Genomic DNA, 11,878 nt, shown 5'->3' with positions numbered 1-11,878 from the left:
GAAAATATTAGCCCGTGCTTTTTCTCAGTCTCAGGCGCAGGCTCATAAGGCTGTGGAGCGGGCTTCGCCCAACGCTCATCATAACGCATCGCAGCACCTTGTCCTAGCGCATTACTTCGCTTTGGCGACGACATCCTACCAAGCGCGCTACCGCTAGGGCGCCCTATCGCACGGCTAGAGCGAGCAGATGTGGGAAGATAGGGCGCGCGGGCATTTTGACGAGCCGTATACTTCGTGGCGCTCGAATGAGATGCAGCTGTATGCTCCATAGCGCCAGAACGAGTTGCACTATAGCCGTGGCGAGCTTGCGGCTGTGCAATTCGAGCCGTCGTTAATTTGCGAGCTTGTGCGTCTACGATTTTGCCAGTCTGCTCATCCGCGCCTCCGTGAGTTTGCGCGCTTGCATTTCTCCGCATATCTGCGCCTCTGTAAGTTTGCGCGGTATCGCGAGCGCTTGGCGCCTCGTCCTCATAGATACGGGTCTTTGGCAAACGCATCAGCGTCGCAACTAGACTCTTGCTAGCTCCATTCTGACTGCTTGATTGATTAGCCGGGCGCCTAGATGCTTTATTTCTCGCAGAATGCGATGCGAAATTTTGCCCGGGATTTTTAGTAAAATTTTTCGCACTTTTTTGCGTGGAATTTTTAGCAGGATTCCCAAATGCACGTGTATTTTTTGTGAGCTTGGAATTTGAAAGACGTTTAGCATTTGCAGATTTTTTAGCATGCGGCTCGGTAGAGGATTTCACCGAAGTATTTTTACTCAGATGATCTTTGGCTCGCAGATTTTGAGATGAAATTTTAGATTTATGGTTTTGCAACGCGGCGGGCGATTTATGGCTTTGCTGCGCGGCAAAAGCGCCAGAAAAGCTCGTCAAAATGAACGCAATTAAAAAAATACGAGCTAAATTTTTCATCGTTTTCCTTTCCATGATTTTAGGCGAAATTTAGCAAAGCTTAGATTAAGCCGCGTTAAATTTAATGAGTGAGGCTATGAAATTTCAGCTCTAATTCCAAGCCGTATCGCCAAACAAAAGGCTAAGCTTTAAAAATTCCGCAGCTAGGATTCTGTTTGGCAATAGAATTTTATCACATTAAAAATATGACGCCACAGCAAAATTTTATCTTGTAAGCGTTTAGGTGGGATAGCTGAAAATTTTAAAGTTTTAGAATTCTGCGCTTAAATTTTGAGTGGCAAGTCAGAATTTAAGGTAAAAAGCAATCTCAGATAAAGCTTTTAAATTAAGGGATAAAGCGGCAAAACTGTAAATTTGCGATGAGATACGAAATTTATAAGATCATGCAGTGACTAAAAATCACACCGCTTAATCGCTAATTCATAATAAATCGCCGCGCCTTAGACATATCCAAAACGCGGCACATCTCATTTTACTGCGCATAGCAAAAATATCGCCGCGCATAAAGCATTTCGCGGCGCTGTAAAAATCTCGCAGCGCCGTTGTAATGGCATAGAAGCGTCGAATGACGCTCCTATGAGGGCTACATCATTCCGCCCATGCCACCCATTCCGCCCATATCAGGCATTGGAGGCATTGCAGGTTTCTCCTCTTTGATCTCGCTTACGGTCGCTTCGGTCGTTAGAAGCAAGCTTGCGACGGAGACCGCGTTTTGAAGCGCGATACGCTCAACCTTGACTGGATCGATGATACCTGCCTCAAACATATTGACGTACTCGCCGTTTGCGGCGTTGAAGCCAAATTTTTTGTCTGAGCCCTGCTCGACCTTATTTGCTACGACACCCGCGTCAAATCCCGCATTCTCTGCGATCTGGCGAAGTGGAGCGAAAAGCGCGCGCTTAACGATGTCCGCACCGATAAGCTCGTCGCCGCTTAGAGCTAGTTTTACGCTAAGTCCGGCTCTGATTAGCGCAGCGCCGCCGCCGATTACGATACCCTCGTCTACGGCTGCTTTGGTTGCGTTTAGAGCGTCGTCCACGCGATCTTTTTTCTCTTTCATCTCGGTTTCGGTCGCAGCGCCCACCTTGATGACCGCGACGCCGCCGCTAAGCTTAGCCATGCGCTCTTGAAGCTTCTCTTTGTCGTAATCGCTCGTAGTCTCTGCGATCTGAGCTTTGATCTGCGAAACGCGCGCGTCGATATCTTTTTTCTTGCCCGCGCCGCCTACGATAGTGGTGTTGTCTTTGTCGATCACGATGCGCTCGGCTTGTCCAAGATCGGCCATAGAAGCACTTTCTAGCGTTCTGCCAAGCTCCTCGCTGATGACGGTGCCGCCTGTTAAAATCGCGATATCTTCAAGCATCGCCTTTCTGCGATCGCCAAATCCAGGGGCTTTGACCGCAGAGATGTTTAACACGCCGCGAAGTTTATTTACGACTAAAGTCGCAAGTGCCTCGCCCTCGATATCCTCGGCGATGATTAGAAGCGGTTTGCCGCTTTTTTGAACCTGCTCCAAAACCGGCAGTAGATCTTTTAAATTTGTAATTTTTTTGTCAAATAGAAGCACTAGCGGCGAGCTTAGCTCGACTAGCATTTTCTCGGCATTTGTAATGAAATACGGGCTTAGATAGCCGCGGTCAAACTGCATTCCCTCGACTACGTTTAACTCATCGTTAATAGATTTTGCCTCTTCAACGGTGATAACGCCGTCCTTACCGACTCTTTCCATAGCGTCTGCGATCAGATCGCCCACCGCGCTGTCGTTATTAGCAGAGATCGTAGCAACCTGAGCGATCTCTTTTTTGCCACTTACTTTTTTAGAGGATTTTTTTAGCTCCTCAATAACCGCAGCGCTAAATTTATCCATACCGCGCTTAACTTCGATCGGATTTGCGCCCGCAGTTACGTTGCGTAGGCCTTCTTTAAAGATCGCGTGAGCTAGCACGGTTGCTGTAGTAGTGCCGTCGCCTGCTTGATCGTTGGTTTTACTCGCTACTTCGCGCACCAAAGAAGCGCCCATATTCTCTAGCGTATCTTTTAGCTCAATCTCTTTAGCGACGGTTACACCGTCTTTTGTGATCGCCGGAGCACCGAAGCTCTTTTGGATTAAGACATTGCGACCGCGAGGTCCCATCGTAACTTTTACAGCGTCGTTTAACTTCCTAACGCCCGCGTAAAGCTTGTTTCTTGCGTCGTCTGAAAAAATAATCTCTTTTGCCATTTTCAATCCTTTTTATTTAATTATGCCTAAAACATCTTCTAAATTTAAGATAAGGTATTTCTTATCGTCTAAGCTGATCTCGCTACCTGCGTATTTTGCAAACGCTACGGTATCGCCATTTTTGACGCCTTCACATTCGCTGCCGACGGCTACGATTTTGCCGGTCGAAGGCTTCTCTTTTGAAGCATTGTCGGGGATGATGATGCCCGAAGCGGTCTTTTTTGTTTCCTCCTCGCGCTCTATTAGAACGCGCTTGCCAAGTGGTTGAAATTTCATTTCAGTCCTTTCTTTGATTTGTGATTTCTAAAATTGGCACTCAATGTGTTTGAGTGCTAAGATTATATGCAAAATTTAAAATCTTGTCAATAGTTTATGAAAAATTTTTATAAAACTTTAGTGATTTTAACTCAAGTATTGAGATTTCAAACGTTAAATTTTAAGGGCTATAATACCCTCAAATTTTAAATTTTAAGGGGACGAAATGAAAATTTTCGGCATAATCGCAGGAATTTTAATCCTGCTTATAGTAGGCGCGGGCTGCCTATTTTTCAGCGATTTTGGCAACAATCTCACCAAGCCTTACGTAGAAAATTTGATCAAAGAAAAAAGCGGCCTTGACGTGAAGCTTGAGAAATTCGATCTAAATTTCGGCGATCTGGACATCAGCGCCAACGTAAATGACGCTGCGAACGTAAACGTAAAGGGCAAATACTCGCTTTTTGCGCGCTCTTTCGATCTTAGCTACGATGCAAACGCGCACGATTTAGCCAAGCTCGGCATAAAAACGAGCGAAGGGCTGAGCCTTAAGGGGCAAATTTTAGGCGATCTTGGCAAATTCGGCATCAACGGCAGCGGGCGGATTTTTGATAGCAACGTAAAATTTTTGGCAAATTTAAAAGACCTCAAGCCGCTTGATCTACAAATCGGCGCTAAAGCTCTAAACGTCGAAAAAGCCCTTGCCGTGGCTTCGCTGCCGATCTACGCAAAAGGAAATATCGACATTCTCTCGGACATCAAGGCTAGCAGCGGCGGCGCAGAGGGCAACGCAAGCATCAAGAGTTCAAATTTGATCCTAAACGAATCTGCGTTTAAAGATATGAATATCTCCATCCCAAAGGGCGTGCAGATCACGTTAAACTCGGACATCACGGCGCAAAATAACGTCCTGCGAGCAGCAAGCAAGATTGATTCGACTCTGGGCAAGATCAGCGCCGAAAAGTCGGAATTTGATCTGAAAAACAAAACTTTAAACTCCGATTTTAATCTAAACGTGCCCGATCTAGCGAAGCTCGAAAGCCTGCTCGGGCGTAAAATTTCAGGCGACGTTAAAGCAAACGGAAATTTAAAGACCGATTTTTCTACGCTTGAGCTTTCAAACTCGCAAATTTCAGCGTTTAAAGACGCGCTTAAAGCGGATGCGGAGGCCAAATTTGACCTGAAAAACAAAAACGGCGAGCTGTCCGCAAAGCTAAACGCAAACGATCTAGCCGCGCTGCAAAACGTCCTGGGAGTGAAGCTGCAAGACAAGGCAAACGGCGAGCTTAGCGCGGCTTTAGCGCAAAATGAGCTTAAAAATCTAAACTTAAATCTAAACGCGATGGGCGGCAACCTGAACGCGAACGGAAATTTGAGCGATCTAAAGCTTAAGGCGAGTAATTTAAATCTGGCTGTGCTTTCGGCTCTGTTTTACGGCAATGCGATCGGAAACGGCACGATAAACGGCGATGCGAAGTTAAGCTTAAAAGACGGCATCAACGGCACGGCGCAAATTTCGCTCGCTAACGGCGTAATTTTTAAGAAATTTTTAGACGGCACGACGGGCAAGAGCTTCCCGAGCGATCTAAAAACTGATGCGCAGGCGCAGACAAATATCAAAAACTCCGTCGCGACCTTTAGCGTAAGTGCAAACTCCGATCTGGCGCAGCTTCAAAGCTTAAACGGCACCTACGAGCTTAAAAACAAAGCGCTTAAGGCAAACTACGCGCTGCTGATCCCGAGCCTGCAGCGACTAGAATTTTTCTTAAATCGCAGACTAAACGGCAAGATTGCCGCGACCGGCGAGCTTTCGCACGACGGCAAGAGCCTGTTTGCGACCATAAATTCCAAGGTCGCGGGCGGCGAGCTGAACGGACAGATCGCGGGCGATGAGGCGAACTTTAAAATCCAAAATTTTATCGTCAAAGAGCTTACGACGCTTCTAAATATCGATCATGTCTACGACGGCACGGGTAACGCAAATCTTACGTATAATACGAGCTCGCACAGCGGAAAATTCGACGCGATCATCAATAACGGTCGCCTTCCTAGCGGCGGATTGATCGATAAAATCGGCAAAATTTTAGGCCGTGATCTAGGCGGCGAGGTCTATAACGACGCCAAAGTAAACGGCACGATCAAGCAGAATTTAATTAATTTTAACGCCGATATGAGCGCGCAAAAAAGCAAGCTAAACGTCACCGGTGGCACGCTGGATAGCAAAACGGGCGCGATTTCGGTACCAGTTAAAGCAAATATCGAAAAGACCGATCTTGAAATAAACATCACCGGCACGATCAAAGAGCCGAAATACAATATCCAATCGGACTATCTAAAGGGCAAACTCGACAAGCAGATCGGCAAGGGCATCGATAAGCTTTTCGGCGTGAAAAAGGACGATAACAGCAGCAAAAACGACGCGAAAAAGGAGAAATCGGACGCGATTAAGGGGCTGATAAATGGGCTATTTTAGCCCATTTGCTCCCATTTGGCGCTTAAAATTTATGGATACTGCTAAACGAGCGCGAGATTTAAAATTTTGAAATTTTGAAATCTCGCGCAGTTTAAATTTTGAAATTTTATGCAGTTTAAAATTTAGAATTTTGCGCTTGCCGGCGCAGCCGGAGCCTCAAAATTTTAAAGCAGGACGCGCACTACTTATCAAAATTTTAAACCCTACTATGGTCTGTATTTTAATAGCGCTTTAAATTTAACACTGCAAATTTATCCTACTCGCCACCGCTATCCGCAATAAAATTTATGCAGCGCAAGCCTAGCGCCTTTTAAAGTGTTTCGTATCGATACTGCGCGCCGTGTTTTCAGGCTATCCGATGCTAATTAAAATTTCGCGGCGCAATGTTTATTGCAGTTGGCGCCATGCTTGATAAAATTTGCCCGCCATTATCGCAAGAAAAATGAGCGTCAAAGCTCCAAATATCGTAGCTGTAAATTTATCATCCATCGTAGCGTATTTGTCATATCTGAATTTCATCAGATACTCGCGCTGCTGCGGATCGATGCTTGCATTGTAATCCAAAAATAAGACCTGATATGCCGTGCCGCGACCCTGAAACGGAAACGGACGGCTTTGATACCAAGCTTTAACTCGCTTGCCTTCCAGCCATTCGTATGCGATTAGCGAGATAGAAGGCTTGATATTTACGCCTTGCCACTCGTCCGCTCCTGAGCGCTTAAAATTAGCTTCAACAATTGCCGCATTGAGCAAAATTTTATTTTTATAAAAGTAGGTTAAGTTATCCGTATCGCCATTTAAAAAGACTTTGATAAATTTGCGCTCATCCGTAAAAATCTGCATATATTCGCGCCCATCATCGCTTCTGACATCCATAATTATTCCATTTGCGATTTTCAGATCATCTAAGCTTTTAGGATTCAAGCTAAAAAGAAATCCGTACCACATCGCCGCCAAATAAAATGCGATCATAAATAGATCGAACTTGCGATCTAAGTTATACCAAATTTCGCCGAGCTTCATCGATCATTACATTGTAAGTTTCGCTGTAAGATACGGAATTTCACGGCTTTTATTATTGAGGGCTATATTCCTGCATCATCACCACGGGCAGAAAAAGTACCGCTCCCACGATTACCACCGGTATAGCTACGATGCCTCTTATCACATCCGATAGAGTGCTACTCTCGCAGCGCTCCGGCAAAACCTCGATGTGAGCGGGTATCGGAGAGCGCAGCCTATCGCTTGGCTTCATTATTTCGCTAAGATTTTTGATCTGTACGACGCGCGCATCGAAGTAGAAAATCGCTTCTATCTCGCCCTTTTTCTCATCGATTTCTATGCGATCCGCCAGAGCTTTGATTTTGGCGACGTCTGCTCCTGCGGCAGAGTTTAAAAAAGCACTGAAGCTACCGCGCGCCTCGCCGTTTTTCGCATCCGTCACTTCGATCTGTACAAACTCGCGCTTAAGCCCTTTGGCGTATCCGCCATCGTAAAATTCCGAGATTTTCTTAAGCGACGAGCCATCCGTCAGCACATAGCTGAGCTTCTCGCCTACGATGTATTCCTTGCCATCGTTTATGAAAAATGCCGTTATCTTTTCGGGCGTTTCGTTCGCCCCAGGCACTACGTTTTGTTTGCACTGGCATCCCACAAGTAGGACGGCTAGTAAAACCGCGATAAATTTTTTCATGATGATCCTTTAAAATTTTAAATTAGCGTATGAATTCCGCAGCCAAAGCTCTATCTCAAAAAATTTCAGCAGCGAAGTTTTACGCCGATACAATTTAGCCGCAGCCGGACTTAAATTTAACTCCAAACGCAGGCTACTTCAGTGCCGCTTTGACCGCCTCGCTTAGGCGCTTGCCGTCCACGCTTGAGCCGAGCGCTTCCTTGGCGGCTTTCATCACGCGCCCCATGTCCTTTGCGCCGCTCGCACCGAGCTGCGCGATTAGCGAGCCAACCTCTGCGGCAAGCTCGGCATCGCTTAGCTGCGCTGGCAGATAGGACGCGATGATCTCGATCTCACCCTGTTCTTTTTGCACCAGATCTTCGCGACCGCCCGCGCGATACTGCTGTACGGAGTCGTTTCGGCGCTTGATCTCGCTTTGAAGTATGCTAAAGACGCGCTCGTCGCTAAGGCTGATGCGCTCGTCCACCTCGACCTGCTTAAGCGCGGCGTTAAGCATCCGCAGGCTGTCTCTGCGGAAGTGATCGCCGCTCTTCATCGCCGTTTTAATGTCTTCTAAAATTTGCTCTCGCACACCCATTTTCTACTCCTTGAGATTAAAATTTCGGCGGTGATTTTAGCAAATTTAAAATTTGGCTTGGGTAAATTTAAGGGGATGAAATTTTAAAATTTTAAAGATTGATCGCGATTTGCGGCTAAGCTTAAAGCTCGCGCGGCTACCCTTTGCGGCAAAAAGCTCACGCATAAAAGGCTCTTGCAAAGCCTAGTAAAATTTAAAAGGCCCCGCGAGAAATAAAATTCCCGCGAGGCAAAGCAGGCGATAAAAGCTCGCGAAAGCTCTATTTAGCGCGTGAGAATATCATTCGCACGATTTGAAGCAAGAAGCACACGCTTCCTACCAAAAAGATCGTATCGCCGATGATGCGCGCCCAGCGAAGCCCGTAGAGGCTGTCTTTTTGCAAAAATTCCGCGCTTCTTGCGTACCACATACCCACGTCGATCGCCGCGAATGCCTGCAAAATTCCGACAGGCAATAGCGAAATCAGCACCATTAGAAGCAGACCCGCGTTAAGCGCCCAAAAGCCGATCTTCATCAGTGTATCGTCAAAGTTTTTGTCTTTGTAAATATACAGCGCCACGAGCCACACGAAGCCGAGCGCCAAAAAGCCGTATACGCCAAATAGCGCCGTATGAGCGTGCACCGCGGTGGTGTTTAAGCCCTGGATGTAAAATAGCGCAAGCGGCGGGTTGATCAAAAAGCCGAAAACGCCCGCGCCCAGCATATTCCAAAACGCCACGGCGATGAAGCAGTAAAGCGGCCATTTTAGACGCTTGGCCCAATCCTGCGCGAATTGAAGCTTGTAGTAATGAAACGCCTCTGAGCCCAAAAGCACCAAAGGCACGACTTCAAGCGCCGAAAAGCTCGCACCCACAGCCATTATCGGCGTAGTGGTGCCCGCAAAATAGAGGTGGTGGAAGGTGCCAGGAATTCCGCCGATTAGGAAAATCGACGCGCTAGCGATCGAGGTGTAGGTGGCAAATTTCTTGCTTACTAAGCCCAAGGATGCGAACACGAACGCCAAAGACGCCGTCGCAAAAACCTCGAAAAATCCCTCGACCCAAAGGTGCACGACCCACCAGCGCCAATACTCCATCACAGGGATCGGCGAGCGCTGTCCGTAGAATAGCCCTGCGCCGTAAAAAAGCCCCACGGCGATAACCGAAGCGGTAAAGATCGCTAATAAATTCTTATCGCCATCGGCTCTAAAGCCTGCGATAAAGCCGCGAAGCACGAGTACCATCCAGATCACAAGGCCCACAAACAGTATCAGCTGCCAAATTCTACCGAGGTCTAAATACTCATATCCTTGATGTCCGATCCAGAAGCTGCTGCTTGGATCCATCTTGCCCGCAATCGCCATGTATTCGCCCGCGAAGCTGCCGACGACCAAGAAAAGAAGCGCGTAGAAAAGCACGTCCACGCCGAGCTTTTGAAATTTAGGATCCTTGCCGCCGTTGATGATCGGCGCTAGAAACAATCCTGCCGCCAAAAAGCCCGTAGCGATCCAGAAAATGGACGCCTGCACGTGCCAGGTGCGCGCTAGCGAGTAAGGGATATATTGCGAAATATCAAGCCCGAAAAAGGACTGACCCTCGATCGTATAGTGCGCAACAAAGCCGCCGATGAAGGCCTGAAATGCAAACAACGCAATCGCTACGAAAAGGTACTTGCCGAGCGCCTTTTGCGACGGCGTAAGCGCTAAAGCGGCGATCGGATCGGCGTTTAGCTTCGCAGGAGCCTCGAAATCCTCGTCCTTTTTGCCGTAGAAATTTCCAAACCACACCAGAAGACCGATGCCGGTAAGCAAAATAACGAGGCTCGCGATAGTCCAAATGACGTTTTCCGTGGTAGGGACATTGTCTATCAGCGGCTCGTGCGGCCAGTTATTGGTATAGGTCGCCTCTCCGCTCGGACGATCCGTAGAAACCGCCCACGCAGTCCAAAAGATGAAATCCACGAGCTCGGCGCGGTGTTGCTCGTTTGCGAGCGTGTTTTCCTTCATCGCGTAATCCTCGCGAAGCTTTTTAAAGCGCGGATCGTTTCCGAAAACGCCCATGTACTCGTCTTTTACGACCGCCATAGCTTTCAAGCGATCATCGCTTAGCTTGACGGTGCCGTCTTTTACGGTGTTGGTGCGATACTCAGCCTTGGTAAGCGCCTTGATCTGCGCCTTTTGCTCGTCATTTAAAGCATCAAATTTCACGCCGAAACGCTCCTGCGCCTTGATATCCATAAACGCGACCAGCTCCTTATGCAGCCAATCCGCGCTCCAATCAGGCGCCTGATACGCTCCGTGACCCCATATAGAGCCCACCTGCATACCGCCGATGCTCTGCCAGGCCTCCTGCCCGCGGTAAATGCGCTCGGTACTGATTAGCTCAGCTCCGCTAGCATCGGTAAATTTTACCACCGGCGGAGATTGCCTATACACCTCGCCGCCGTAAAAACCCAAGAAACTAAAGCCCACGATGAGTACCACTACAAGCGTCATCCAGAGCTTTTTAAATTCTGCCATTTTCACTCCTTTAACTGAAATTAGGAGAGAATTTTACCTATTTAAATTTCGATAAGCATTGAGGTCCGTCAATAAAAAGATAAAATTTATCTGCTTAAGCTGGAATTTATCTAATTTTACAAAGAAAGATCGCTTAAGGTGAGATTTTTAATATACTAAATTTAAGTCCCGAAATAGTAAAATTAAAAATATAAAATCAAGCAATAGTCAGTCGATGGCAGTTTTTAAAAAAAAGGAGTAAGTATGAAAAAATTTATCGCGATTTTATTAGCCGTAGTGTTAGTTGGGTGCCAGTGTAAGCAGGGCTCCATCTCGACCAAGCAGCAGACGAGCGAGAGCATAAAGGCGTTTTTCGTAAATGACGGCAAAGAGTATATCGTCGGTGAAAAATTTAGCTACGTGCTAACGCGCGGCTCTTCGCTTAAAAACATATCGCGCTTCTACGACGAGGGTTACGCCAAGGGGCTTAAACGCGAGCTTGTTAAAATAGTCGTGACGAATGCCGATACCGGGCGGGCGCACGGCGAATTTAGCGCATTTTTAAATTCCGCCGCAGGCGCAGACGTAGCCAAAATCAAGGCTCTGGCAAATCGCATCGAAATAGATGAAAAAAAAGGCGAGATCGAGGTTGTTTTTAACTTTGATGCGCAAGTAGTGTATATAAAAAATTTAAACGAAATAATGAAGCCTAGCGATAGATTAAAGACGCCTATAAAAGCAAATCTCGAAATTCTACCAGGTAGTAAGGAAAGCAGTGGACCTAACCCTCTTGGCGTTATCATAGCGCTACCGATATTAATCGTAGGTACCGTAGTTTTCATCACCGTAGGCGGATTGATTTATGCTACTTCTAGCACCGTAGAGGCGATTGCAAATTAAGGCGTAAATTTTAAATTTAGTGCGCTTTTGATTCGTCCGCAGTTGCTTTAGCATTTTTTATAAGTAGAATTTGAATTTATAATTTAATATTTTATCCCCATAAGATGAGCGAATTTACACATATACACTTTCAACTAAAGAGTCGCTCATCTTAGAGCAAAACTTTGGGCGTCTCATATACGGGTTCTATTAATTGATTTTATCCAATGCGCTTAGCTTCTCTTAAATAGAAATATATTTTGTAAATAAATTCGAATGTAGACATTAATATTACGGAACCCGAAAGAGAAAAACCGGATTGAAAGAAAATGATATATCCAAAAATTGAAAATCTACTTTGAAATTCCGGCATAAAATGGCTTGTTC

9 protein-coding genes are annotated in these 11,878 nt (G+C 46.5%); 2 read left to right on the top strand and 7 right to left on the bottom strand.

Features of this window, described 5'->3' with window-relative positions; genetic code table 11:
• From Q0140_RS05495 to groES, 3 genes are all read right to left on the bottom strand, one after another.
• A partial coding sequence (locus Q0140_RS05495; RefSeq protein ID WP_297962640.1) for a hypothetical protein occupies positions 1 to 917 on the bottom strand: 917 nt, incomplete at its 3' end.
• A gap of 583 nt (positions 918 to 1,500) precedes the next feature.
• Positions 1,501 to 3,138, bottom strand: coding sequence for a chaperonin GroEL (gene groL, locus Q0140_RS05490; protein ID WP_295151473.1), 1,638 nt, complete (start codon positions 3,136 to 3,138; stop codon positions 1,501 to 1,503).
• 12 nt (positions 3,139 to 3,150) lie between these two features.
• Positions 3,151 to 3,414 carry a co-chaperone GroES gene (gene groES, locus Q0140_RS05485; RefSeq protein WP_005871710.1) on the bottom strand — a complete coding sequence of 88 codons (264 nt, stop codon included), beginning with the start codon at positions 3,412 to 3,414 and terminating at the stop codon, positions 3,151 to 3,153.
• Between the two features lie 205 nt (positions 3,415 to 3,619).
• Here groES and Q0140_RS05480 point away from each other — a divergent pair, with 205 nt between their 5' ends.
• A complete protein-coding gene (locus Q0140_RS05480; RefSeq protein ID WP_297962638.1) occupies positions 3,620 to 5,866 on the top strand; it encodes a hypothetical protein in 2,247 nt (748 codons plus the stop codon).
• A 387-nt stretch (positions 5,867 to 6,253) separates the two neighbouring features.
• Here Q0140_RS05480 and Q0140_RS05475 read toward each other — a convergent pair whose 3' ends face one another.
• From Q0140_RS05475 to Q0140_RS05460, 4 genes are all read right to left on the bottom strand, one after another.
• Positions 6,254 to 6,889 (bottom strand): hypothetical protein, encoded by a 636-nt coding sequence (locus Q0140_RS05475; RefSeq protein WP_297962636.1) that lies wholly within the window; start codon positions 6,887 to 6,889, stop codon positions 6,254 to 6,256.
• Between the two features lie 52 nt (positions 6,890 to 6,941).
• On the bottom strand, positions 6,942 to 7,559 hold the full coding sequence (locus Q0140_RS05470; RefSeq protein WP_297962634.1) for a hypothetical protein: 618 nt from the start codon (positions 7,557 to 7,559) through the stop codon (positions 6,942 to 6,944).
• A 133-nt stretch (positions 7,560 to 7,692) separates the two neighbouring features.
• Positions 7,693 to 8,136 (bottom strand): GatB/YqeY domain-containing protein, encoded by a 444-nt coding sequence (locus tag Q0140_RS05465; protein WP_297962632.1) that lies wholly within the window; start codon positions 8,134 to 8,136, stop codon positions 7,693 to 7,695.
• Positions 8,137 to 8,395: 259 nt separating this feature from the next.
• Positions 8,396 to 10,633, bottom strand: a complete 2,238-nt coding sequence (locus tag Q0140_RS05460; RefSeq protein ID WP_297962630.1) for a nitric-oxide reductase large subunit — start codon at positions 10,631 to 10,633, stop codon at positions 8,396 to 8,398.
• 243 nt (positions 10,634 to 10,876) lie between these two features.
• Between Q0140_RS05460 and Q0140_RS05455 the strand changes: the two genes are divergently transcribed.
• The gene (locus Q0140_RS05455; RefSeq protein ID WP_297962628.1) at positions 10,877 to 11,512 is read left to right on the top strand and encodes a hypothetical protein; all 636 of its coding nucleotides are present in this window, start codon (positions 10,877 to 10,879) and stop codon (positions 11,510 to 11,512) included.
• Positions 11,513 to 11,878 lie beyond the last annotated feature (366 nt).

Source organism: uncultured Campylobacter sp., from assembly GCF_938045405.1.
Taxonomy (GTDB): domain Bacteria; phylum Campylobacterota; class Campylobacteria; order Campylobacterales; family Campylobacteraceae; genus Campylobacter_B.
Note: the sequence above shows the minus strand (reverse complement) of the source record. Positions and strands in the feature narration are given on the sequence as shown.